The organism is Labrenzia sp. C1B70, assembly GCF_000475395.1.
Classification (GTDB): domain Bacteria; phylum Pseudomonadota; class Alphaproteobacteria; order Rhizobiales; family Stappiaceae; genus Roseibium; species Roseibium algicola.
Window position 1 is genome coordinate 50,708 of the sequence record NZ_AXCE01000007.1, and the last position, 23,728, is coordinate 74,435.

Annotated in this window: 26 protein-coding genes and 2 pseudogenes; 22 read left to right on the forward strand and 6 right to left on the reverse strand. The window is 54.7% G+C overall.

What is annotated here, in order from left to right; translation table 11 throughout:
- Nucleotides 1-5: 5 nt before the first annotated feature.
- Both Q666_RS43655 and Q666_RS43660 read left to right on the forward strand, forming a co-directional pair.
- The gene (locus Q666_RS43655) at nucleotides 6-209 is read left to right on the forward strand and encodes a hypothetical protein (RefSeq protein WP_022999823.1); all 204 of its coding nucleotides are present in this window, start codon (nucleotides 6-8) and stop codon (nucleotides 207-209) included.
- 15 nt (nucleotides 210-224) lie between these two features.
- Entirely contained in the window at nucleotides 225-1,004 is a 780-nt protein-coding gene (locus Q666_RS43660; protein WP_022999824.1) for an SDR family oxidoreductase, read from the forward strand.
- Nucleotides 1,005-1,161: 157 nt separating this feature from the next.
- Here the strand turns inward: Q666_RS43660 and Q666_RS43665 are convergent, their stop codons facing one another.
- Nucleotides 1,162-1,815, reverse strand: a complete 654-nt coding sequence (locus Q666_RS43665) for a GntR family transcriptional regulator (protein ID WP_022999825.1) — start codon at nucleotides 1,813-1,815, stop codon at nucleotides 1,162-1,164.
- Nucleotides 1,816-1,952: 137 nt separating this feature from the next.
- Here Q666_RS43665 and Q666_RS43670 point away from each other — a divergent pair, with 137 nt between their 5' ends.
- From Q666_RS43670 to Q666_RS43710, 10 genes are all read left to right on the forward strand, one after another.
- Nucleotides 1,953-3,227: a sugar ABC transporter substrate-binding protein gene (locus tag Q666_RS43670; RefSeq protein WP_022999826.1), complete on the forward strand. Its 1,275-nt coding sequence runs from the start codon at nucleotides 1,953-1,955 to the stop codon at nucleotides 3,225-3,227.
- 94 nt (nucleotides 3,228-3,321) lie between these two features.
- The gene (locus Q666_RS43675; RefSeq protein ID WP_200863761.1) at nucleotides 3,322-4,182 is read left to right on the forward strand and encodes a sugar ABC transporter permease; all 861 of its coding nucleotides are present in this window, start codon (nucleotides 3,322-3,324) and stop codon (nucleotides 4,180-4,182) included.
- Nucleotides 4,179-4,994, forward strand: a complete 816-nt coding sequence (locus Q666_RS43680; protein ID WP_031268922.1) for a carbohydrate ABC transporter permease — start codon at nucleotides 4,179-4,181, stop codon at nucleotides 4,992-4,994. Before Q666_RS43675 ends, Q666_RS43680 begins: the two co-directional genes overlap by 4 nt.
- An 11-nt stretch (nucleotides 4,995-5,005) precedes the next feature.
- Nucleotides 5,006-6,061 carry an ABC transporter ATP-binding protein gene (locus Q666_RS43685; RefSeq protein WP_022999829.1) on the forward strand — a complete coding sequence of 352 codons (1,056 nt, stop codon included), beginning with the start codon at nucleotides 5,006-5,008 and terminating at the stop codon, nucleotides 6,059-6,061.
- 22 nt (nucleotides 6,062-6,083) lie between these two features.
- Nucleotides 6,084-7,211: a hypothetical protein gene (locus tag Q666_RS43690; protein ID WP_022999830.1), complete on the forward strand. Its 1,128-nt coding sequence runs from the start codon at nucleotides 6,084-6,086 to the stop codon at nucleotides 7,209-7,211.
- Between the two features lie 47 nt (nucleotides 7,212-7,258).
- Nucleotides 7,259-8,008, forward strand: a complete 750-nt coding sequence (locus tag Q666_RS43695; RefSeq protein ID WP_208993855.1) for an aldolase/citrate lyase family protein — start codon at nucleotides 7,259-7,261, stop codon at nucleotides 8,006-8,008.
- Nucleotides 7,998-8,726, forward strand: coding sequence for an alpha/beta hydrolase (locus tag Q666_RS65905; protein ID WP_152533313.1), 729 nt, complete (start codon nucleotides 7,998-8,000; stop codon nucleotides 8,724-8,726). Before Q666_RS43695 ends, Q666_RS65905 begins: the two co-directional genes overlap by 11 nt.
- 145 nt (nucleotides 8,727-8,871) lie before the next feature.
- Nucleotides 8,872-10,140, forward strand: coding sequence for a 3-oxo-tetronate kinase (gene otnK, locus Q666_RS0133085; RefSeq protein ID WP_031268923.1), 1,269 nt, complete (start codon nucleotides 8,872-8,874; stop codon nucleotides 10,138-10,140).
- Complete coding sequence (locus tag Q666_RS43705; RefSeq protein WP_022999834.1) at nucleotides 10,137-10,787, forward strand: aldolase; 651 nt, start codon at nucleotides 10,137-10,139, stop codon at nucleotides 10,785-10,787. The genes otnK and Q666_RS43705 overlap by 4 nt, the downstream gene beginning before the upstream one ends.
- The gene (locus Q666_RS43710) at nucleotides 10,784-11,548 is read left to right on the forward strand and encodes a TIM barrel protein (protein WP_022999835.1); all 765 of its coding nucleotides are present in this window, start codon (nucleotides 10,784-10,786) and stop codon (nucleotides 11,546-11,548) included. The genes Q666_RS43705 and Q666_RS43710 overlap by 4 nt, the downstream gene beginning before the upstream one ends.
- A gap of 397 nt (nucleotides 11,549-11,945) precedes the next feature.
- On the opposite strand, the gene Q666_RS43715 is transcribed toward Q666_RS43710, so the two are convergent.
- The gene (locus tag Q666_RS43715) at nucleotides 11,946-13,592 is read right to left on the reverse strand and encodes a thiamine pyrophosphate-binding protein (protein ID WP_022999836.1); all 1,647 of its coding nucleotides are present in this window, start codon (nucleotides 13,590-13,592) and stop codon (nucleotides 11,946-11,948) included.
- A 21-nt stretch (nucleotides 13,593-13,613) separates the two neighbouring features.
- On the reverse strand, nucleotides 13,614-14,357 hold the full coding sequence (locus Q666_RS43720) for a GntR family transcriptional regulator (protein ID WP_022999837.1): 744 nt from the start codon (nucleotides 14,355-14,357) through the stop codon (nucleotides 13,614-13,616).
- Between the two features lie 134 nt (nucleotides 14,358-14,491).
- Here Q666_RS43720 and Q666_RS43725 point away from each other — a divergent pair, with 134 nt between their 5' ends.
- The 5 genes from Q666_RS43725 (at nucleotide 14,492) to Q666_RS43745 (ending at nucleotide 18,605) form a co-directional block, all read left to right on the forward strand.
- Entirely contained in the window at nucleotides 14,492-15,403 is a 912-nt protein-coding gene (locus tag Q666_RS43725) for an NAD(P)-dependent oxidoreductase (RefSeq protein ID WP_161633230.1), read from the forward strand.
- 76 nt (nucleotides 15,404-15,479) lie between these two features.
- Entirely contained in the window at nucleotides 15,480-16,451 is a 972-nt protein-coding gene (locus tag Q666_RS43730; RefSeq protein ID WP_022999839.1) for a TRAP transporter substrate-binding protein, read from the forward strand.
- A 53-nt stretch (nucleotides 16,452-16,504) separates the two neighbouring features.
- Nucleotides 16,505-17,791, forward strand: coding sequence for a TRAP transporter large permease (locus tag Q666_RS43735; protein ID WP_022999840.1), 1,287 nt, complete (start codon nucleotides 16,505-16,507; stop codon nucleotides 17,789-17,791).
- A 2-nt stretch (nucleotides 17,792-17,793) separates the two neighbouring features.
- Nucleotides 17,794-18,282: a TRAP transporter small permease subunit gene (locus Q666_RS64780; protein WP_022999841.1), complete on the forward strand. Its 489-nt coding sequence runs from the start codon at nucleotides 17,794-17,796 to the stop codon at nucleotides 18,280-18,282.
- Nucleotides 18,279-18,605 (forward strand): NIPSNAP family protein, encoded by a 327-nt coding sequence (locus Q666_RS43745; protein ID WP_022999842.1) that lies wholly within the window; start codon nucleotides 18,279-18,281, stop codon nucleotides 18,603-18,605. Before Q666_RS64780 ends, Q666_RS43745 begins: the two co-directional genes overlap by 4 nt.
- A gap of 9 nt (nucleotides 18,606-18,614) precedes the next feature.
- Here Q666_RS43745 and Q666_RS0133090 read toward each other — a convergent pair whose 3' ends face one another.
- Nucleotides 18,615-19,034, reverse strand: a complete 420-nt coding sequence (locus Q666_RS0133090; protein ID WP_022999843.1) for a hypothetical protein — start codon at nucleotides 19,032-19,034, stop codon at nucleotides 18,615-18,617.
- Between Q666_RS0133090 and Q666_RS43750 the strand changes: the two genes are divergently transcribed.
- The 4 genes from Q666_RS43750 (at nucleotide 19,033) to Q666_RS65485 (ending at nucleotide 22,362) form a co-directional block, all read left to right on the forward strand.
- Nucleotides 19,033-19,983, forward strand: coding sequence for a tripartite tricarboxylate transporter substrate binding protein (locus tag Q666_RS43750; protein WP_081713228.1), 951 nt, complete (start codon nucleotides 19,033-19,035; stop codon nucleotides 19,981-19,983). The two genes, Q666_RS0133090 and Q666_RS43750, sit on opposite strands and share 2 nt — an antisense overlap.
- A 49-nt stretch (nucleotides 19,984-20,032) precedes the next feature.
- Entirely contained in the window at nucleotides 20,033-20,443 is a 411-nt protein-coding gene (locus Q666_RS43755) for a tripartite tricarboxylate transporter TctB family protein (RefSeq protein WP_152533314.1), read from the forward strand.
- Nucleotides 20,443-21,933: a tripartite tricarboxylate transporter permease gene (locus tag Q666_RS43760; RefSeq protein WP_022999846.1), complete on the forward strand. Its 1,491-nt coding sequence runs from the start codon at nucleotides 20,443-20,445 to the stop codon at nucleotides 21,931-21,933. Before Q666_RS43755 ends, Q666_RS43760 begins: the two co-directional genes overlap by 1 nt.
- An 81-nt stretch (nucleotides 21,934-22,014) precedes the next feature.
- Nucleotides 22,015-22,362, forward strand: a complete 348-nt coding sequence (locus Q666_RS65485; RefSeq protein WP_081713229.1) for an aldehyde dehydrogenase family protein — start codon at nucleotides 22,015-22,017, stop codon at nucleotides 22,360-22,362.
- Here the strand turns inward: Q666_RS65485 and Q666_RS43765 are convergent.
- Together Q666_RS43765 and Q666_RS43770 are read right to left on the reverse strand one after the other, a co-directional pair.
- Nucleotides 22,340-22,786, reverse strand: a pseudogene (locus Q666_RS43765) (IS5 family transposase); the annotation flags it as partial. The gene Q666_RS65485 and the pseudogene Q666_RS43765 overlap by 23 nt on opposite strands.
- Nucleotides 22,732-23,121: a transposase gene (locus Q666_RS43770; RefSeq protein ID WP_035908008.1), complete on the reverse strand. Its 390-nt coding sequence runs from the start codon at nucleotides 23,119-23,121 to the stop codon at nucleotides 22,732-22,734. The gene Q666_RS43770 and the pseudogene Q666_RS43765, both read right to left, overlap by 55 nt.
- Nucleotides 23,122-23,218: 97 nt before the next feature.
- Here Q666_RS43770 and Q666_RS65490 point away from each other — a divergent pair.
- Nucleotides 23,219-23,728: pseudogene (locus tag Q666_RS65490) on the forward strand (aldehyde dehydrogenase family protein); the annotation flags it as partial.

A 23,728-nucleotide genomic window follows, 5' to 3' on the forward strand; every position in this document is an offset into this window, starting at 1 on the left:
TTCACATGAACGCCAGTCTCGTTTGCGATCCGGTCTTTTCGGTCTTTATGCTCTACGCAGAAAGCGGCCGCAGGGAGTTTTTCTGTATTGAACCAATGAGCCATCTTCCCAATGGCTTTCACCTTCCATCCCTCGGCGGGCTTGTCGAACTTGAGCCGGGTGCAACCCTGGAAGGCCGCATGTCCATTCGCCTGGAACGGATCAATTGATCGATTGGAGAGCACATGACAAATCGTCTGAAGGGCAAGAAAATCATGATCACAGGCGCGGCCCAGGGCATCGGGAAAGCCATCGCCGAATCTTGTCTGGCTGAAGATGCCGCCGTGTTCCTGATCGACAGGGACGGGGAGCTGCTTGAAACGGCTGTGGGCGAACTGCAGGGGCAGGGACGGCGGCTGTCCTTCATGCCGGCCGACATCACGCAGAAGGATGCGATAGCCCTTGCCGCCGAAAGAGCGGCGGCAGAAATCGGCGACCTGAATGCTCTGATCAACAATGCAGGCGTGAATGTCTTCACCAGGCCACTGCTGTGCTCGGATGAAGACTGGGAGCGATGTTTCGACATCAACCTCAAGGGCGCCTGGAATTGCACGAGAACCTTGTTGCCGAAAATGATCCGGCAAGGCGGTGGTGTGATTCTCAACATCGCATCAACCCATGCCTTCACGATCATTCGGGAGACGTTTCCCTATCCGCTTGCAAAACATGCGCTGCTCGGGATGACCCGATCGCTTGGTCTCGAATATGCCGCCAACAACATCCGAGTGAATAGCCTTGCTCCGGGATATGTCCAGACCCAGAAAGTCGTAGACTACTGGAACAGCTTTCCCGACCCAGACAAAGCGAGGGAAGAGACCATGCAACTCCATCCGGGTGGGCGGATCGCCTCGCCTGAGGAAATTGCGAAGGCTGCCGTTTTCATGATTTCGGACGAATGCCCCTTCATGAACGCCACGTGCCTGACGATAGACGGTGGACTGAGCGTTCAACAACACGCGATCTGAGTGTTCGTCAATGATCTGAATTTTGCGCCAATTTCACGATCCGTCTGCGTCACGACAAACCCGACTGACGCGTTTTCTTAGTCGCTGGATTTGTGGACATCTGCGCCAGCATTTTATGGCTAGGTGGTCTCGACAAGTACGGGTAGTGCCAAATCGTTCAACCTGACGCCCGGCGCCTGCCGTATCTTCGCTCATACAAGGCTCTATATGCCTCGGCGGATGCGGGCAGGTGCTCTCGTACAGCTTGCTCATAGGCCTGCTGCGAACCGCCGCGCAAGGCATCAATAATGGCCATGTGCTGCGTAACGATGGCTCTCATGTGTTCCTTGTCATCGTATTTAACGACTCTAATGGGTTGCGCCATGCGCGCATGCCGGGAAATCATGTCGGCCAGCCTGGGATTTTCGCAGCACGTATACTGTAGCTCGTGAAATTGCTGATTCAGTCGATAAACCTCTCGAAAATCCTCGCACTTCACAGCGTCGGCATGGCGAGCTGCGATCTCTTCAAGCCTTTGGATCACATCCGGGTTGGCTGGAAGCGACGTCCGCCTCGCAGCGGCGGTTTCAAGAATAATCCGTAGATCGTACAATGAGTCCACTTCTTCCGGAGTGTACTCAACCACCTCGACGCCCTTATTTGGTCGGCGCACTAGCAATCCCTGGCTTTCGAGAGCCGAGAATGCGTTGCGCACGGTATGCCGTTTTGCGCCGTACTGCTCCATGACGCTGTCTTCGGTGATACGTGTTCCGGCCGCGTACACTCCGAAAATGATGTCGTTTTCGAGTTCGATTTGAAGCGACGTCGACATGCTTTTACCTACCTTTGCTTAACGAGAAAACTAAACGAGTTTCCCTCTCAATTCCATCAATATAATTATTGATAATTTTATTGACAATATACAAGGCGGAGACTAACGTCGGGAGAGTTTCAATACGGGAGGATCAAATGAAGCTAATCACCAGCAGCCTTGCAATTGCGGCAGCAATGGTCGCCGGCCAGGCATGTGCATGGGAGGCAACCTCAGGCAAGCCTTTTGATGGCGAGACGGTTCACGTCCTGGCTGTAAAATCCAGCCAGTTCGAAGCGCAGGAGGCCCGCCTCAAGGAATTTGAAGACGCGACAGGCATTGATGTCGTGCTTGACTACGTTCCATTTCCCAACATGAAAGAGGCGTTGACCACCGAGATGATTGCTGGTGGGGACTATGACGTGGTCTCAATCATGGATCAGTGGGTGCCATCACTGCTGAATCTTGTTCAGCCAATTGGCGATGAGATTGCGGCGCAAGGCACGGACCTATCCGACTTTCCGAAAGCACATCTCCGGCATGGCATGGTGAACGGTGAACTCGTTGGGTTGCCCGTACGCGGGCACGTTCAGCTTCTCTTCTATAGAAAAGATCTTCTTGAAAAAGCCGGTGTCGATGTGCCGTCCACTTGGGGCGATGTCATTACTGCCTCAAAAGCGGTTCAAAACGTGTCCGATGCATCGGGTATCGCGCTACCTTATGGCAAGTTGAACGGTCAGAACTTGATGGTCTGGATCAACCTGCTCTGGGGCAATGGTGGGGTTTTGTTTGATGAAAACGGTGAGCCTGCTTTCAACTCGGAGGCTGGTGTTGCGGCAACTTCGCAATACATCAGTTTCTTGACTGAACAGGGCATTGCCCCGGCCGGCTCTGCGACTTTTGTAGAGCAGGATGCAGTAAACAGCTTTAAGCAGGGCAACTCAGCCATGCTTCCTGTCTGGTGGTGGGTGCGTTCTCAGCTGACAGATGCCGAGCAATCGAAGGTGACGGCAGACCAGCTAGGGTTCACTTCGTTGCCATCCGTTGGAGGTGCTGCAAAAACGACCTTCACCAACACTTGGATCTTTTCCGTCACCGAAGGTGCAGGAAACAAGGGAGCTGCCGCTGAGTATCTGGGGTGGTTGACTGATCCTGCGCTCGAACGTGACGTTCTCTTGGACGAAGAACTGAACGAAGTCGTCGCCGTCCATTTTTCAAATCTGAGGGACAGCGAAGTCAATGCCCGCTGGGGTGGAATGCACGCGGCAGCAGCAGACGCGCTCGCTACAGCCGAGGGAATGGACTTCGGCGACAACTGGCCACGGGTGGCGGAAATTCTCGAAACGGCGATTTCCAGCCTGGCAAGTGGTGAAGAGGCAGACACAGCAACCGCACTCAATCATGCCGCTGAAGAGATAAAGCGTATTCGCTGAACGACTTGCAGGAAATCAATGGTGAGCCCACTTGGGCTCACCGCAATCATTCATGACAAATAGGTGCGACATGCGGGATCGGTCTCTGTCATACGTGCTTCTGGTGCCGGCATTCCTGATTGTGCTGGCCACCACGCTTTATCCATTAGCATATTCTCTGGTCACGTCGTTTCGCGAGTGGGACTTGACCAAGCAACGCAGGCCGGGCGAATTTGTCGGTCTGGAAAACTATGGTTATGCCTTTACCGAACCGGGGTTCCAGAATTCACTTTGGGTTACGGCAGTCTTCGTAATAACGAGCGTCTCATTGACACTGGTTATCGCGATGTCGCTTGCTCTTCTTTTGCGGCGCAAGGGAATGCTGCATACGTTTACCCGAATTGTCCTGATCTTGCCGTTTGCAATGAGCCCGGCTTTGATTGGTGTCAGCTACCGATTCATGTTCAATCCTGAATTTGGCGTTATCGCGAAGGGCCTGGGTGCAGTCTTCCCAGGGCTTGAAGGTGTTCCCTGGCTGGCCAGTCCCGATCTTGCAATGGCCATTCTGGTGCTGACGGATGTTTGGCATTGGGCTCCGTACATGACCTTCATGTGCCTGGGTGGTCTCGCATCCGTGCCACGTGAGACTGAAGAGGCTGCTCGTATAGATGGTGCGACTTCTCTCCGGATAATATTCGAAGTCGTTCTGCCGCAGATGAAAGGTGTGCTCCTCGTCGCGGCAGTTTTGAAGACCATCTTCGCATTAAAGATGTTTGACCAGGTGGTTACGCTTACAGGTGGCGGTCCTGGAACTTCGACCGAGACGCTCGCCTACTTCATCTTCAACGTTGGCTTCAAATGGTACGACATGGGCTATGCCTCTGCGCTGGCATGGATCCTGACCGCAATCATGATGCTGATCTCAATCTGGTACGTCCGGATGCTGCTCAGCGAAAGAAAGATGGCCACAGCATGACAAAGACAGTTTTCTGGTGGAGCGAGCGGGCCCTGTTGCTCATGATCTCCTGTGTCGTCCTCTTTCCGATCATCTGGATGTTTCTGACGGCATTCAAGCGCCCAAGGGATGCTTATTCCCTCTCCTTCGATTTCAGTCCGACGCTGTCCAATTTTGTCACAGTCTTCTCGGCTCCCTGGAATCTGGGCGACATGGTTCTGAACTCGGTTATCGTTGCATCTGTTACGGTACTTATTGCCGTACCCTGCGCATCTCTTGCCGCATATTCTTTCTCGCGGTTCAGGGTTCGTGGACGCAAGTTCCTCTTTTTCCTGATCCTCTCCACCCAGTTCATCCCGGCTGTCGTCATTGTACTTCCGTTCTTCCTGATGTTCCGGTCTCTTGGGTTACTTGACACGCGTATAGCGCTGATCGTTGTTAACCTGGCAATCGTAACGCCTTTTGTGATCTGGATGATCAAGGGCTTCATCGACGCTATCCCGACTGACAGTGAAGAGGCGGCCATGATCGACGGGGCGTCACGTCTGCGGGTTATTAAGGACATCGTCATGCCGATGGCGGCGCCAGGCATTCTGACCTCGTCGATCTTCTGCTTCATCCTGACATGGAACGAATTCCTGTTCGCGCTGATCTTGACGCGCCGCGATGCGGTGACCCTGCCAGTCGGACTTGTCAGCTTCCGCACCGAGCGGGGAGACCTGTGGGAGTTGATGAGCGCGGCAGGGGTCATGATTACGGTGCCGATCTTCATCATGGCACTTCTCATTCAAAAACACTTCACGCGCGGCATGACTGCCGGAGCAGTAAAATAGAGGGACTGGACATGGCCGAAGTGCAGCTTGTCGACGTCGAAAAACGCTATGGCAGTTTCCTTGCCGTACCCAAGCAAAGCCTTGTCATCGAGGAAGGCGAGTTCCTTGTGCTGCTCGGTCCGTCGGGCTGCGGCAAGACCACGACGATGCGAATGATCGCAGGACTGGAAGAAATAACTGAAGGTGATCTGCTCATCGCAGGGGAAAGGGTGAATGACAAACCGCCCAAAGACCGCGATATCGCGATGGTCTTCCAAAATTATGGTCTCTACCCGCACATGACTGTGGCCGAGAACATCGGCTACCCACTGAAATTGAGAGGTGTGGACCGCAAAACCAGGGACGCCCGGGTGAAAGAAACCGCCGACAAGGTCGAACTGGGCGCACTCCTGAAACGTCGGCCTTCAGAGTTGTCGGGTGGTCAGCGACAGAGAGTTGCGCTTGCACGGGCGATTGTACGCACTCCAAAAATTTTCCTTATGGACGAGCCTCTTTCAAACCTGGATGCCAAGCTTCGGGTGACTATGCGGGCGGAGCTGAAACACCTGCACCACGAGCTTGGTGTAACCACCGTCTACGTCACGCATGACCAGATGGAGGCCATGACACTCGCGAGCAGGGTCGCGGTAATGCGCGAGGGGCGGATCGTTCAACTCGACACCCCCAAGAAGATCTATTCCGAACCTGCCGACCTTTTTGTCGCAAGCTTTATCGGGTCACCCTCAATGAACCTTATTGAAGGTCGGATAGCTGGCGGACGTTTCGAGGCTCCGGGCGTGGCACTGCCAGTCAGTGGTTCCGATCGGAACAATGTGGTGGTTGGCATACGTCCGGAAGATCTTGAACTCGGAAATGCAGATTCTGCACCCATGTCTGGCAGTCTCTACGCATTGGAGCTTACGGGCGATTCAACGCTTGTGACGGTTCGCGAGAAAACCACGTCGATTTGTGCGCGCGGCCCTGCGGATTTTGACGCCCCCATCAATTCTCATTGTGTCCTGGCTCCAAAGTCAGGGGCACGGATACACCTGTTTGACAAGGACACGGGACAGCGTCTCGACGGCTGACCGTTCAGAAAGGACAAACCAAATGACCAAACTTTCTCAAAACGCCGCCGAAGCCCGCAGGGTAAAAAGGTCTGATTATGTCTCTTGCACTGTCGCGTTCATCGATTGCAAGAAACCCGGATCGCACTTGAAGGAAAACTACTCGATTATCGGGCCAGGCGTGACCTCGTCTGACGAGCAAGTGGTGAACCTGCCCGAACCGCACGGTTTTAACATCGGTGCAGCAACCATGCCGAATGGTATCACCAACAATCTGCATATCCACTTCACCGCAGAGGTGTTTGTCGTCCAGAAGGGGGAGTGGACGTTCCGCTGGGGACCGAACGGTGAAAACGAGATTGTAGGTCGTCAGGGCGACATTGTGTCGGTGCCAACATGGATTTTCCGTGGTTTCACAAACACCGGACCTGATGATGGCTGGCTGTTCACGGTTCTTGGCGGTGACAATACCGGCGGCGTGATTTTTCATCCAGATATCATTCGCGAAGCAGCAAACTACGGACTTTACATTTCAGACGATAACACGCTGATTGATGCCTCAAGCGGCGACGTCGTCCCCGACGAGGGCGGACGTATCCCGCCGATGCCGGAAGACGAGGTCGCAGAGTTGCGCAACGTCTCAACAGAGGAAATGCGAAAGCGTGTCGTGACGTCGGCTGAACGTGACTTCCGGCCCGCATTCATCGATGGGTGTCTTCCGGGATGCGGCGCGGAGATCGCTCCCGTAATCGGCTTCGGCTTGTCTCAAAACCGTGATCACGCTGTCCCGATTACCAACCCGCACGGCTTTTCGGCTGAATGGCTACGCATGGCGCCTGGTCAGCGCGTGAGCCCATTCACGCTGCCTGACAAGATGGTGTTGATCGTCCATTGTGGTCGGATCCGGATAAAACTCAATGACGGTGCCGATGTTTCCGTAGATCTCGACGCGTGGGACACCTATTCGATACCCGCTGGTGTTGTTCGGTCAATCGAGGTGCTCGGGGATGAGCCGTCAGAAACACTCGTCGTCGTGTCAGGTGACCATCGAAAGCGGCCGGTCTTCGCAGACGATGTGATCGAAGCAGCGCTTGCCGAAGGAATGGCGCTTGATGCGGGTGGATTTGTGGCCAAGTCAGCTTTGCTGCCAAAGTACAAGCGAGCAGGCTAATGCGTCCCAATCTTGTCAAAACAAGACTCGCCTCGGGTGAGATTGTCGTGAACGCCTGGCTTTCCATTGGGTCGAGCTACTCGGCTGAAGGGATTGGCCATACCGGTGTCCATTCGGTTACGATCGACTTGCAGCACGGTATGCTGGGGTTTCAGGAGGCACTGCATATGTTGCAGGCGATCTCCGCGACGCCGGCCGTTCCATTGGTTCGCGTGCCAGAGTTGAATCCGGCAAAAATCATGCATCTTCTGGATGCAGGTGCTTACGGGATCATCTGCCCAATGATCTCCACACCCGAGGACGCGGCGACACTTGTTGCCGCGTGCCGGTATCCGCCGCACGGGAACCGAAGTTTCGGACCGTCTCGTGGCCTCTTGTACGGAGGTCGCGACTATGTGGAGCACGCCAATCAAACGGTTATGGCGATACCAATGATCGAGACTGCCGAAGCAGTGCGCCGGATTGACGAAATCCTCGAAGTAGACGGCATTGATATGCTCTACCTTGGTCCAAATGACATGGCTTTTGCTATCGATGGCCACGTCTCGCTTCCTCGGTCCAAATCTGAAGCGGCTATCGCAACTGTGCTGGAACGCGCAAAGCACAAGAATGTTCCCGTTGGTATTTTCTGCGCGGACGCTGAAGAAGCGTCTACGCGTTTGGATCAAGGCTGTGTACTGGTCACGCCCGGCAACGATTTTGCACATTTGACAAGAAGTCTGTCGGGAACCGTTCAAGTTCTAACCGGTGCTCACGGTAAAGCTAATGGCGTGAAGAAAGCCGCGCATGGCTACTGAGCTGACAGACGGTCGGTCTTGGGTATTATTACCCGGAACGTTGTGTACCGGAGCTGTATTCGACGCGTTTCTTGATGCCTTGGCGGTTCCTGCTAGGTTCCGGCACGTTGTCTCTCTGCGCCATCCGAACGTCGAAGATTACAGAGACGAACTCCAAGCAAAATGCGCACCCGGGTCGATCGTTTGTGGCTTTTCTCTTGGGGCAATTGTGGCGGCGCATTTCGCTGATTGCTTGTGTGCCAAAGAACTCATTCTATTTGGACTCAATCCGCATGCTGATCGTCGAGAAAAGCGTTCAGATCGAATTAAGTTTGCGCAGGATGTTCACTGCAGGGGTGGTGCGATTGCTCTTGCTTCTTGCCTGCAGCCACTCGCAGGTCCCCAGCCATCAAAAGCACGGGAAACAGTCCTCAAAATGGCTGATGACGTCCAAGAGCACATAGATGCTCAGACTCAACTAGCACTTAGTCGTCCTGGTGCCATTGAGCCTTTGCTAAAATCCAATTTAGCGGTTTCGTTACTGACTGGAACAGAGGATATGCAGGCACCGTTGGCACTTGCACGCGACGCAGCGAATGCAGCGCCTTTTGGTCGGGTCGTTCCTCTAGTTGGACTTGGCCATTATGCAGTTGTTGAAGACCCAGTTGCTTGCAGCAATGCCGTAAGAAGCAGGTTCAGCGATCTACCCGTCGCAGATATTCCCAAAATTGCTGAATAATGTCAGTTTAGTAGAAGTTTTATCGGAAAAATTTTCATTATAATATTTTATTGTTTGGAAAACTGGTTAACTTTTACTAATAAAAATTTATTTTTATTTAAAATAATAATGTATTCACCGCAAGGCAGTCATGAGGATAAATAAGATGGATACTCTCCTTGGTTGTATCGCAGATGACTTTACTGGTGCAACCGATCTTGCGGGACTTCTTGCACGTAGCGGTGTGCAAGTATCGCTGAGGATAGGAGTTCCATCAGATCCACCTGATCAGACTGCCGCTTTCGAGATTATTGCACTGAAGTCACGAACCGCACCGGTAGCCGAAGCTCTGAAAGACACTCGCGCAGCATTAAAATGGCTGCGTAAGGCTGGTGCGAAAAGGTTTTTCTGGAAGTATTGTTCGACCTTCGATAGCACATCCAAGGGGAATATCGGCCCGGTGGCAGAAGCGCTTATGGCTGATATTGGCACCAGTCAAACAATATATTGCCCAGCCTTTCCGGAAAACGGACGCACGGTTTTTATGGGTAACCTTTTCGTGGAACGGCAGCCACTTGCCGAGAGCCCCATGAAAGACCATCCGCTCACGCCGATGCGCGACAGCAATCTCATGCGCCTGCTGGAACCGCAGGTCAAGCATCCGGTCGGTCTGATTGATCGCTTGACCGTGGCAAGGGGAAGCGATGCAGTGCGCGGAGAGCTTGATAGCCTGAAAGCGCAAGGGATCGCCCATATAGTGGTAGATGCCGTGGCAACCTGTGACCTGGAAACCATCGCAGCCGCATGTAAGGACATGCCGCTAATGACAGGAGGCAGCGCAGTTGCAATGCCCCTGCCACCACTTTACCAGGCTGACGGAATGCTTCAGGCATTTTCCAGGGCACAGCCTCCAGAGATTGACGCAAAGACAATCGTCTTGTCAGGCAGTTGCTCGGCCATGACGCAAAAACAGGTTTCTCATTACCTGAGTCTTGGGGCTCCGTCCTTTAAGCTTGATCCGCTGGATTTGGCTGAGAGCGGTTCCAAAAACGCAATTGATTGGGTAACGAAACAAGATTTGGCACGTGCTCCAATCCTCTATGCGACCGCCGATCCGGTCAGCGTAAAGGGTGCACAGGAAATACTTGGTGTTTCAAATGCCGGTAAGATCATTGAAGAGGCGCTTGCTGCCTGCGCAATCGCCGCGCGCGATGCTGGAGCCAGACGTGTAATTGTGGCGGGAGGTGAAACCTCTGGTGCAGTTACCAAGGGGCTTGGAGCAGACCGGCTTGATGTTGGGGAGGAAATAGCCCCAGGTGTGCCTTGGACATTTTGTTGTTCAGGAGGCCACCAGATTGCTCTGGCGCTGAAATCCGGCAATTTCGGAACTGAAACCTTCTTTTCGGATGCGCAAACGAAGTTGGCAGCAGGATGAGCAAGGAAGCCCGGCTGCGTGAGCAGATTTGTATGCTTGCCAAATCCCTGTTCGATCGGGGATTAACCTCTGGCAGTACCGGGAATATTTCCGCCCGCACAGATGATGGGGGACTGTTGGTGAGCCCAACTGGAACCAGCTTTGGTCGGCTCGATCCGGGGAAATTGAGTCGGTTTGACGCCAAAGGTCGTTTGATCGGCGGTGACAACCCCACGAAAGAAATGCCCCTTCACAGCGCGTTCTATGAGACGCGCTCATCTACGGGCGGTGTTGTGCACCTGCACTCCTGTCATGCCGTGGCATTGTCGATGATGCCCGACGTGGATGAAGACAACTTTCTACCTCCTCTTACACCATACGGCATAATGAAGTTGGGCCGCGTAAAGCTGTTGCCTTTCTTCTTGCCAGGCGATCCGGCAATGGGCGAGGCCATACGTGGCCTATCCGGAAAGCGCTCTGCCGTGATGCTTTCCAATCACGGCCCTGTTGTAGCTGGCAAGGACGTCGAGGCGGCCTGTAATGCGATCGAGGAACTTGAAGACACCGCGCGATTGACAATGATGACGCGAGGAATGAACCCGCGTGGTCTCAGAGCCCCTCAGATAGAAGGGTTAATTAAGAAGTTCAATGTGGAGTGGGAATTGTGAAATTTTCTGCAAATCTTGGATTCTTGTGGACGGATCGCCCGCTTCCGAATGCAATACGTGCAGCGAAACTCGCAGGATTTGACGCGGTGGAATGCCATTGGCCTTTCGAGACGTCGTCCTCGGAGGTCAGGACAGCACTTGAAGAAACCGGGCTGCAGATGCTTGGCCTTAATACGCGCCGCGGTGATATCGCTGCAGGTGAGAACGGGCTTGCAGCCCTTCCTGGGCGCGAGACCGACGCCAAATCAGCAATCGACGAGGCCGTAGCCTATGCTCGAGCAATCAATACACCAAATGTTCATGTCATGGCCGGGTTTTCCAACGGCAACGAGGCTCATCAGACCTTTTTGAGGAACCTTACTTACGCTTGCGAGATTGCAGAACCCTTCGGAATTAACATTCTTATTGAACCACTAAACAAGTATGATGCGCCGGACTATTTTTTGACAACGACCGACCAGGCGACCGCTATCATCAAAAGCATAGGGGCACAAAACCTAAAGCTTATGTTCGATTGCTACCACGTGCAATTGATGGAAGGTAACCTCACACACAAACTTAGAGCTCTGTTCAACGATATCGGCCACATTCAATTTGCGTCAGTCCCGGATCGAGGTCCTCCAGATCAAGGAGAGATCGACTTCGGGTACGTCTTTCGAGTGCTGGAGGATTTGGGGTATTCTTCTCCGCTCGGGGCAGAATACAAACCATTCGGCGACACAGACACGTCTCTGAATTGGATGAGCAAATTCTGTTGGTGAAGGGCCCTAAGTTGCTTCAGGCAATGCATCTCGTTGGGCTACCAACCCGCCAACTTCTTTTTACAGTTGAAAACGTCGTCAGACTGCTCTTCGGAACCGAAACGCGGTCGTCGCCCTGCTTCAGAATCAACGCTTTGTGCACATTCAAATATTTCCAAACCTTCATCAGTACGGCTCGCTCCCAGACTGGAAAATCCTCACAGTAAACTCTTACTCAAATTGCGGCTTTTGGCAGGGTGTGAATCAACGTCCCAAGATCGGGCACTAGTGCTGGAAAGGGTTTCCTCTAAATCATACGCTACGTAGGAAAACTCGTTGACCACTTATTAAGTGTTAGACGTTTGGTTGCCCGGTGCTGGAAACCAAACGCCTCTGTTCCAGATTTCTGCGGCACCACTCACTCAGCGGTTTCCAAAGTCAGCTTTGGTGACAAGGCGTTCGGGTCAAGCTTCAAATGAATGATGCTGGGAACCGAAGCTTGGCGTGCTCGAGCAAATGCCTCTGGGAAGTCTTCGTCTTTTGTCACCGTGATTCCCAATCCACCATAGCTTTCTGCGAGCGCGGCAAAGTCGGGATTGGTTAGTTTGGTTCCAGAGGGGCGCAATGGGTAATGTTTTTGCTGGTGCATACGAATTGTCCCGTACATACCGTTGTCGCTAATGATGACGACAATGTTTGTACCCTGCTCGCAGGCAGTGCCAAATTCCTGGCTCACCATCTGGAAGCAGCCATCACCGGCTAGGCAAATTACGTCCCTGTCGCGGTGCTGGAGTTTGGCTGCAATGGCGGCCGGTAGTCCGTAGCCCATGGATCCAGATGTTGGCGCCAACTGAGTCCGCCAGCCACGGTAGCGGTAGTACCTGTGTAGCCAGGCCGAGTAGTTTCCGGCTCCGTTGGTCAAAATAGCATCGTCGCCAAGAACGGTGTTGAGATGATCAATCACCCGTTCCATCTTCAAAGACCCGGGCGTTTCCTGCAATTGCTGCCATGCAACATAGTCCGCTCGCGCCTCGTTCGTTGTGGGGCGACGCATGGAAACAGAGGCGGCTTTGGCGAGCTGTATACATGCCGGTCCAGGTTGAGCAACAACAGCGAAGTCTGGGCGGTATACGCGACCAATTTCAGATGGGTCTGAATGAATATGAATGAGGCGCTGGCTCGGCACAGGTGAATTCAGAAGCGTGTATCCGGAAGTTGTCATCTCGCCCAGTCGGGCCCCAAGGGCGAGAATGACATCAGCCTTGCGCACACGTTCCGCCAGTGCCGGATTGATACCAATTCCCACATCGCCGACATAGTTTGGATGACGATTGTCCAGATAGTCCTGGCAACGGAAGGAGGCACCAACGGGAAGATCAAGGTTGCTTGCGAATTCGGCAAGTGCCGAACAGGCCTCTCCTGACCACCCACCTCCGCCGACGATGACCATCGGATTCTGCGCTTCTTTCAAGCGACTAATGACCTCAAGAATGTCTTCACCGGGTGCCATCCCGGAAGGCAGAACGGCTTTCGGAACGGCTTCGCCAACTGCCGGACCAGACAACATGTCTTCCGGCAGGGAAAGAACAACAGGTCCAGGTCTACCGGTTTGAGCAACATGAAAAGCATGTGACACGTATTCCGGGATACGGTCCGCCCGGTCAATCTCGGCTACCCACTTTGCCAGTGGGCCGAACATGGCCCGATAGTCAACTTCCTGAAAGGCTTCCCGGTCTCGCTGATCACTCGCCACCTGTCCTACGAACAGGATCATTGGTGTTGAATCCTGGTACGCAATATGGACACCCGCGCTGGCGTTGGTGGCACCTGGTCCCCGAGTTACGAAGGCCACCCCGGGCTCGCCGGTCAACTTGCCGGTAGCTTCTGCCATCATCGCCGCACCACCTTCCTGGCGGGCTACAACGACATCAATCTTCGAGTCTCTCAAGCCATCGAGAGCTGCAAGAAAACTCTCACCCGGAATGCAGAAAACGCGTTCGACGCCCTGTGCGACGAGACAGTCGGTTAGGAGCGCGCCGCCGTGGCGCGTTGCAAGTTCACTCACGATATTTACCTCTGGATCTTTTCAGGCGAAGTCCGCACGAGCGGCTAGACGTTCCGCGGCTCTTTCGAAGCGCCTGCGTGTCGCGAGACGAGCTGCTTCGGCGTCGCTTTCCGCAAGCGCAGTGATCACGGCACGATGTTCGTTCAGAATTTCCGGACCGAATTCCGAGGTCGCGGCGTTCTTGAGAAACGCGGAGCGCAGATTGTCCTGGATGTTGGTCTCGATCATTGTGACGACATCCACGTAATAGGGATTCCCTGAAGCAACCGTGATAGCCCGGTAGAGTTGCAGCTCCAGATCGACCCGCTCCTCCAGAGCCGCTTCGGGACCGAGAAGGTCGGCGGTCTCCATCTTTTTAAAGAGCCCTGCGATTTCGCTCATCTGTTCGTCGCTGCGAGCCTCTGCCGCAAGCGCTGACGCTCCGGCCTGTACACCCGTGCGGAGCTGCAACAACTGAACGATCTGCTTCCGCTTCTCGAAGCAGGCGGGACTAATCCGGAAGGCTGAGCGCTTGCTCGGATCTGCCACGAAGGCCCCCACTCCGCGCCTCGAATCGACCACGCCATTATAACGGAGGAAGGAAATCGCCTCGCGCACAACCGTACGGGCGACACCGAACCTTTGGGAAAGCTCGGCTTCGGTAGGGAGCCGGTCGCCAGGTTTCAGCTGCCCGTTTTCTATTGCACTGCTGATCGAAACCGCGACTTCGTCCGGCAGCCTGCGAGGGCGGTCGATACGGTCGAAAAGGGGTGAATTCTCTGTCATTCCAGCACTCCGGGCGGCTTCATCAACCTAATACATTTTGCGCCGCAAACCAACAATAGCGACAATAAAGCAGAAAACAGGTTGTCTGACAACTGGTTTTATGTTTTCGTATGTCGCACAACAAGGAGGTATGGATGTCCGGAACGCGTATTTCATTGATCGGCTTGGGGGGCATGGGCCGAGGACTGGCGAAGAACATGCTGCTGAACGGATTGGACCTGACCGTTTCCGATCTTGATGCCTCAGCAGTTTCGCGTGCGGTGTCGCAAGGAGCCCGGGAAGGGATTTCGCCCACTGAGATGGCAAGAGACGCCGATGTCTTCGCCGTCTGCATCACGACCGCGGAAGCAGTTCAGAAACTGGCCCTGGGAGCGGAGGGTGTGCTCGCTGCCCTGAAACCCGGCAGCATTTTCCTCGATCACACAACAGTCTCCGTCAAGCATGTCGACCTGATGCGCCAGGCCTGCGAGGAGCGAGGGATTCACTATGCCGAAGCGCCGATGACCCGAACCCCGTTCCACGCCGACCGAGGCGAAGTCAACATCCTCTTCGGCGGCAGCGAGGAGATCCTGGGTCGGCTCCGCCCGATCTTCGAGACCTACGCCGAGAATATTTTTCATGTCGGGCCGGCGGGGCACGCAATCCGCCTGAAACTGATCCACAACTACATCGCGTTCGCAAATGTTGCGACCTTCTGCGAGGGCTTCGCCCTGGCGGCCAAGGAAGGCCTCGACATGACGAAAGTCATCGGCATCATTTCGGCAGCTGGAGGCAAGTCCGGAATGATGGACCTCTATGGTGAAATGACCCTTCGCCGGGACTTCACGCCGCACATGTCCCTGGCAAACGCCCAGAAAGACGTGCGCTATTACGCTGAATGGCTCTCGTCGGCAGGTTTGCCGGGCTTCATGGCAGACTCCATCCACCAGACCTACGCACTCGCGTCCATCATGGGTCATTCCGACGAAGGCTGCACCGCCGTCATCAAGCCATATGAAGAGCTCTCAGGTATCGAAGCCGCGCTGCCGGAAAAGAGGGAGGGCTGATCGCGTCCGCAAAGCGGAACGGACGAACCATAGAGGCATTTTCAAGATTTTTTGCATCATCAGGGAGGAACCACAGATGCTTAAATCCACACTGCTTGCAACCATTGCCGGTTTGGCATTCACGTCGTCGGCGCTTGCCCAGGACGTAACATTGCGGCTGGCGCATTTCGCGGCCGAAAGCCATCCCGGTCATCTCGCCGCCGTCCAGTTTGCCGAGAACGTCAAGAAGCGCACTGACGGTGCGATCGAGGTGGAGATCTATCCCGCCAACGAACTGGGTTCACCGCCCGAACAGCTCGAGCAGACCGTGCTCGGCGCCATCGAAATGAACCTGCCGACGCAGGGCGGGCTCGACAAATACGAAAAGGCGTTCGGCACTGTCATGACGCCTTTTGCCTTTTCGTCTTACGAGAATGCCCATGAAATCCTTGACGGGCCGTTCATGGATTGGGCGGCGCCCAAGCTTGAGGAGCAGGGTCTGGTAATGCTGTCGAATTGGGAATACGGCTTCCGGAATATCACCAATTCGGTACGCCCAATCGATAGCCCCGACGATGTCACCGGGTTGAAGCTCCGGACACCGCCGGAATTGCAGATCGTGGCTGCGCTTGAAGGTCTGGGAGCTGCGACCACACAGATTGCTTTTCCGGAGTTGCCGAATGCGCTCAACCAGGGCGTGGTCGACGGACAGGAAAACCCGATTGGCGTCATCTACCATTACAAGCTGAACGATTTCCAGGAGCATCTGGCCCTGACGCGACATGTCTACAATTCGATGGTGCATGTCATCAACAAGGATGTTTTTGACGGGCTGACCGACGAGCAGCAACAGATCCTGCGCGAAGAAAGCAAGGCCGCAGGCGACATGATGCGTGCCGCCGTCATTGCCCAGGAAGAAGAGGAAATAGCCGCTCTTGAAGCACAGGGAATGAAGGTGACCCGTCCTGATCATGCCACATTCGCCGCAAAAATGGGGCCCGCACGTGATCGCGTCGCCGAATACAGCGGCGCAGAGAACATGACAACCTTCCTCGGCTTCCTCGACTAACCAAACGGTCTGCTGCCCCCGATCTGACGGGGCAGCAGCCTTCGGGATTCCTCATGACAACCTTTCTCATACTGGGCGCTCTGGTCATCCTGATCGCGATCGGCCTGCCCATAGCCGTTTCCCTGGGTTTGACTGCGGTCGGCTTCTATGCGCTGCAAGGCGATTTTCGCATACTGGCGATGGTGCCGCAGCGGATGTTCTCATCAACGACCGGGTTCACACTGCTGGCGATTCCCTTTTTCATTCTGGCCGGCAATCTCATGAACACCGGCGGAATCACCGAGAGAATTTTCCGGTTCGCTGACGCCTGCGTGGGTCATGTACGCGGCGGGCTCGGACAGGTGAATGTCCTTGCTTCACTGTTTTTTTCCGGCATGTCCGGAGCAGCTGTAGCTGATGCAGCAGGTCTCGGGCAGGTTGAACTCAAGGCGATGGAGGACAAGGGTTATGATCCGGACTTCTCTGCCGCAATCACCGCTGCGTCGTCGACCATCGGACCGGTCTTTCCGCCCTCCATTCCCTTCGTTCTCTATTCTTCGATCACCGGCGTGTCCGTCGCCAAACTGTTCTTGGCCGGGGTCGTGCCCGGAGTGCTCATGGCATTGGCGCTGATGGTCGCCGTCTGGATTGTTGCCCATCGTAGCAGGATGCCGAAGAGGCCCCATATCGACTGGCTCGAGATCAGCCGCAGTTTTCTGGGGGCGGCTCTTTCGCTGCTGACGCCCGTCATCATCATCGCCGGCATTTTCGGTGGGATCGTCACGCCGACGGAAGCGGGTGTGGCGGCAAGTGCCTACGCCCTGGTCCTCTCCATGTTCGTCTACAAGGAGATTTCGATCCGGAACCTGCCGCGCATCCTCTGGGAAACGCTGCAACATACCATACGCGTGATGTTCGTCATCGCGGCGGCTGGTTTCTTCGGCTGGCTTCTCATCCACCAACGCGTTCCCAATCAGCTCGTCAACAGTCTGATCGGGTTTTCCGATAATCCCATGGTGATCATGGCGATCGTTGTGACAATCCTGCTCGTCCTCGGAATGTTCCTGGAGGGTATTGCCGTGATCGTGTTGACTGTGCCTCTGTTTGCACCGGTCATGACGCAAATCGGCGTGGATCCGGTCCAATTCGGGGTCATCATGATCATGTGTTCCATGGTCGGGTTGTTGACGCCTCCGGTCGGAATGGTTCTGTTTGCCGTTTCCTCGATTGCCAAGATCGGCGTGGGCAGGCTTTCCAGGGCACTGCTCCCCTATCTCGCAGGTCTTAGCGCCGTTCTCCTCGCCGTTATCGTGTTTCCGGCCGTGTCGACATGGCTTCCCAACCTCTTGCTCGGGAACTAGCCATGTTTGCTACCCTCGACAACCTGACCGGCAAAGTCCTGCGCGCAGTTCCGATCCTCTGTCTCGCGGCCCTGTTTGTTCTGCTGCTTGCCAATGTGTTCGCCCGGACGTTTCAGCTCGCAGCGTTTTCCTGGCTCGATGAAGTCATTCAGGGACTGTTCGCCTGGATGGTCTTTACCGGCACGGCCGCACTGTGGCGTGAAAAGGATCACTTCCAGGTAGACTGGTTGCCTTCATCGCTACCTGCTTTGTCCTCGCGAATCCTGCGCCTTGCAACGACAGCGCTCTCGATCTGCTTCCTGGCAGTAATGACCATTTACGGCGCCGACCTGACGCTCAGCGCGAAGGCCCTGACGCCCATCCTCGGGCTCCCGTCCGCGCTCTTCTATCTCAGCATCCCCCTCTCCGGAGCCGTGATGCTGGTTTACTCGCTGGCCGATTTCATGCAGCTGCTCAGCGGCACAAAAACCACAACGGAGACAACCCTATGATTTTTGATCATCGAACTTATACCTGCCGGCCCGGCACCATCAAAAAACATATGAAACTTTATGAAGAAAACGGCTGGGCCGTGCAGTCCAAGCATTTGGGGCAACCGGTTTTGTACGGGGCAGTCGAGACAGGCAACGTAAACTCATACGTACACGTTTGGGTCTATGAGAACGCTGCTGATCGTGCAGCAAAAAGGTCCGCTCTCGCCGCAGATCCGGACTGGCAGGCTTTTTTGAAAATGAGTGCTGAAGCCGGTTATCTGATCAGTCAACAGAACATGATCCTGACACCGGCTCCCTTCTACGAGTTTCCAGGAAGCTAACCGTTTCTCTTAACCCTGACCTATCACCTTGAAGACAGCATGGCTCACACTCGGATCATCGACCATAGCCAGCAGTACTTCGGTTTCCTTTGCATTTTGCGCGCGCTCTGGAGAAGCCAGAGCCCGCTCCATCGCAGAAAGATCCGGATAGCGCATTTCTAATGCAAGACAGGCGTCGGTAAACACCCCATCTCCGCCGTCGGTCCTTAGAACTCCCACGGAAGAAATTCCAGGAAAAGATGCAATCAGAGGTAGCATTTTGTGGGTGACATGAGTTTCGAAATCGGTTTGGAGATGGTCTTTGACACGTCCTTTGAAGACGGCGATACGAACAATCATGAGAAGGCCTTTCAAGGCTTGAAAAACAATCAACGCCGACCGGGCGGCGCTGAGATCATTGTAACCAATCCCGGCATGGGAGGAAACCATGAAATCTACTTATCTATCTGTTCTTGCTGCTTTTTTTGTAACTCCAGCACTCGCGGAGTTTCCCGAAAAAGACATAACCTTGATCGTGCCATGGTCCGCCGGTGGCGGCACCGATGCGATCGCCCGAACATTGGTCGCGGACGCCGAAAACTGTCTCGGAACGAACGTGAATGTGGTAAATAAAACCGGAGCTGTCGGCGCAACCGGAATGGGTGCCACAGCAGCAGCGCGACCGGACGGATACACAATCGGATTGGTAACGTTTCAGCTATCAGCCTATGAGCCTATGGGTATGGTAGACCTTGGTCCGGAAGACTTTGATTTGATCCAGCTTATCAATCAAAGTCCAGGTGCAATCAGTGTCGCTGCCGAAAGTGAGTGGGACACGCTCGACGACTTGATGAAGTTTGCACAGGAGAATCCAGGCGTCGTTACCGTGGGCCACTCCGGTACTGGCGGATCTTGGCATTTGTCAGCTGCAACTCTGGCTCAAGCGCATGGAGCTACTTTCAACTATGTACCTTTTGACGGATCAGCCAAAGTTCGCACCGCACTACTTGGACGTCACGTTGCGGTAGCTGCAACTGGCGCTGATGAGGTCAAGCAGCTGGTCGATGCCGGTGAGGTCAAGATCTTGGCCGTCAACGCGACAGAGCGTGTTTCAGCATTTCCTGACACTCCAACAGTCGCAGAGGCCGGGTATGCGCTGGATGCACCGATTTACGACTGGCGCGGCATTGCCGCCCCGAAAGGATTGCCGGCTGATGTGAAAGCCAAACTTGTTTCGGGTCTGAAAACTTGCTTCGAAAGTGAAGCGTTTCAGAAAATGGCAGAAGAACGTGGTCTGCCCCTCGTTTACGCTGATCCAAAAGGATTTGCGGACTTTCTTCAAGGCATGGATGCTTCACTGCGGCCAGCACTCGATTCCATCGGGCTGCTGAGCAAGTAACACCTTCAAACATAGTAGGCTGGTTGTGAGCATTTTGCTTGAACGCTGCTTGTCGGTCGCGCTTGCCCTCGTTGGGTTGGGCGCGATCTTCATCGGCATACAATACGGCGACGGAACCCTCCATGGCGGGCATCTGTTTCCGTTGATCTCTGGCGGAGCCGTTGCGCTTCTTGCAGTTACCATGTTGTTTGACCGCTACGTCGAGGAGACCGGGAACGCCTTAGGTTGGAAAACCGTGGCTTTCCTTGGACTCACGAGTATTTTTCTGCTGGTCATGCCGGTTGTCGGATATCCGCTTGTGGCGCCAGTCTGGTTGATTGGTCTGATGGCAACACTCGGTCTCCGGAATCCTTTGTTGCTGACAGTTACGGGATTTGCCTTGCCGGCAGTTGCCTGGTTCTTGCTTGATGAGCTTGCACATGCGCCGCCGCCACTCGGTGTGCTGGGAGAAATCCTCTGATGTCCATTCCGATACTCGAAGGTTTCGCTGCCCTGGGCAGCGATCCGTGGATCTTTCTCTATATCGCGTTTGGTGTTGCTGCCGGAATATTCGTGGGAGCTCTACCGGGTCTGACAGCCACAACAGGTTGTGCACTCCTCTTGCCTTTCACATTCGGGCATGATCCCTTGCAGGGATTGTTGATGCTCGTAGGTGTTTTCTGCGGCGGGATTTATGGCGGATCAATCTCAGCTATTTTGTTGCGAACCCCCGGAACGCCCGCCGCAGCGGCGACGATGTTGGACGGGTTTCCAATGTCGGAACGTGGTGAGGCCGGCCGTGCAATTGGTCTTGCCACCGTTGCTTCCTTTGTTGGGGGAACCATCGGCGCTGTCGTAATGACGTTGCTTGCGCCCTGGATTGCCCGAGTCGGGCTGGCATTTGGCCCTCCGGAGTTCTTTGCACTGACGATGTTCGGGCTGGCGATGATCATCGCGGTGTCAGGAAACAACCTGCGACGTGGGGCATTGGCAGCAGCACTTGGCTTGCTTGTCACAACGATTGGATTTGATCCCATTTCGGCGCAAGCACGGTTCACATTCGATACCCGTGAACTGCTGGGAGGTATTGAGCTTATCCCGGTATTGATAGGCCTTTTTGGTGTTGCACAGGTATTGGCACGGGCGGAAAAGCTGCTCCAATTTTCTGACAGTGATACGGCGAGTGGGCTGCTCCCGCGATTATCAGACCTTGCCAAAACACGTTGGACAATGTGCAAATCTGCCTTGATTGGGGTCTTTATCGGCTCGGTGCCAGGTGCTGGCTGCGACATTGCCGCATATGCAGCCTATTCGGAAGCTAAGCGCTCATCACAGCACCCTGGCAAATTCGGCACGGGAATACCTGAGGGCATTGTTGCCCCAGAAGCGGCCAACAATGCTGGAACCGCTGGAGCATTGATCCCAATGCTGTCTCTGGGGGTACCAGGGGATGCGGTCACCGCAGTATTGCTTGGCGCATTGACAATACACGGCTTTGAACCCAGCCCGGTGTTTTTCGTGAACAACATCGAGCTAATTAATGTACTCTTTGCTGGCGTAATCGCCACCCAGCTCGTTCTGCTAATTCTTGGCTTATTGCTTGCGCGTGTGTTTGCGCGCCTTATCCGCACCGATCAGAGGATCATGCTACCGGCGATCCTGTTCCTGTGCATGATGGGCGCATATTCAGTCCGCTATTCACTGTTCGACATGTGGCTGACGCTGGCCATTGGTGTGATTGGTTTCTTGCTGGAGAAGATCCGCATTCCGCTGTCTCCGTTACTTCTGGGAATAGTACTGGGCACCTTGGCGGAACAAAATCTGCGTCGTTCGCTCATCATGTCACATGATAATCCGATGATCTTCCTCCAACGCCCGATCTCGGCACTTCTAATTGCCGGAGCGATAATTGCGATCCTTGCGATGCTTCGCGCCAACAGGAGAGCGCAAAACCAAACCGCAGAACAATAGTTGGTGAACATGGACCTACCGCTCGAATGGGCGACATGACCAACCACACAAATTCGAATACAATAGAAACGGATTTACACAATGCTAAACGGAAAACATTTGATTTCCGGTAGATGGATCGAAACAAGCATTGCATTTACCAACGACCCCGTCGTTGGAGGCCCCGACACGTTCTGCGCTGGTACGGTCGCTGTAGTCGATCAGGCTGCAGAAGCAGCGGAAGCTGCATTTTCCAGCTTCGGACAAAGCAGTGTTAAAGAACGATCCGAGTTTTTGCGCGCAATTGCAGAAGAACTTTCAGCTCGACGAGAAGATATTGTCCAAACTGGTGCTCGCGAAACCGGATTACCAACACCACGCTTGAATGGTGAGCTTGATCGTACCTGCGGCCAATTGGTTCTCTTTGCTAGGCCGTGTGGACGGATTTGATCAAGATGAAGGCGGCGGCGATTGCGACGATGGAGCGGAAATTTCTGGCGGTCTTTTCGCAGCGCAGGGCGACGCGTTTAAAGCGTTTGAGCTTCCCCATCATTTGTTCGATGCGTGCGCGGCCCCGGTAGAGCGCTTTGGCGAAGTGCCTGGGAATGTCGCGCCGGTTTGATTTGTAAGGGATGACCGGGACAGCCCCGGCCTTCCGCGCAGTTTCCCGATTTGCATTGCTGTCATAGCCCTTGTCGGCAACTATGGCCCGGTGCTTGATCTCGGGGCCGGTTTCCATGAGATCCGTAAACTGCTTGCTGTCAGAGGCTTCGCCACCGGTCAGCTCAAACCCAAGCGGCAGGCCGTTCCGGTCCGTTTTCAGATGGATTTTGGTGCCGAACCCGCCGCGCGAGCGCCCAAGCGCTTGACCTTCCTGCCCCCTTTGGCGCCTGCCGCGGAAACATGGGCGCGAATGACGGTGCTGTCGAACATGGCGATCAGATGCGCGCCTTCATCAAGCCCGGCCAGAATGGAAAAATAGTCCTCAAACACACCTGCCTTGCCAAGGCGGTCGAAGCGTTTCCAGACGCTGTTCCAGTTGCCGAACCGCTCGGGCAAAGCGCGCCAGGAGATGTTGGGAAGCGTGAAATAGTGCAGCGCCTCGAGAAACAGACGGTCATTCTTTGCCTTCGCGCCAACCCGTGGCAAGCAAGCCCGGAAAACCTCCAGCGCCAGTTCGAAATCCCGTTCTGTCATCTTCGTACACATCGCCGACCTCCAAATCACGTCGGCAACCTATGAATCACTTTGAAATCAAATCCGGAATCCCAAAACTTATACCTGAGTCAATTCGTCCACACGGCCTAACTACATCGAAACTGAAGCTCATCTCGACTATCGGCACGATCCGGCGCTGCCGGGGCGCGAACCAATGCCCAGACCTGATCTAAAGTTGATCCAACGCCCCATTGGACCGGTCGCCGTATTTGGTGCCTCCAATTTTCCTCTGGCCTTCTCGACAGCGGGAGGCGACACCGCGGCGGCGCTTGCTGCGGGGTGTCCTGTTGTCGTCAGGGGGCACATCGCGCACCCCGGCACGGCAGACATCGTTGCGCAAGCCATCCTCAAAGCTATTCAACGTTGTGAATTGCACCCAGGTGTTTTCAGCCAGATACAGGGAGGAGACCACGCGGTTGGGCAAGCGCTGGTGCAGCATCCACTTATCAATGCAGTTGGCTTCACTGGCTCACTCGCAGGCGGGAGAGCGCTATTCAATTTATGCGCAGCACGGCCGTATCCAATTCCCTTCTTTGGTGAACTCGGCTCCATCAATCCCATGTTCCTTCTACCCAAAGGTAAGCGCTCATTTCCCTGC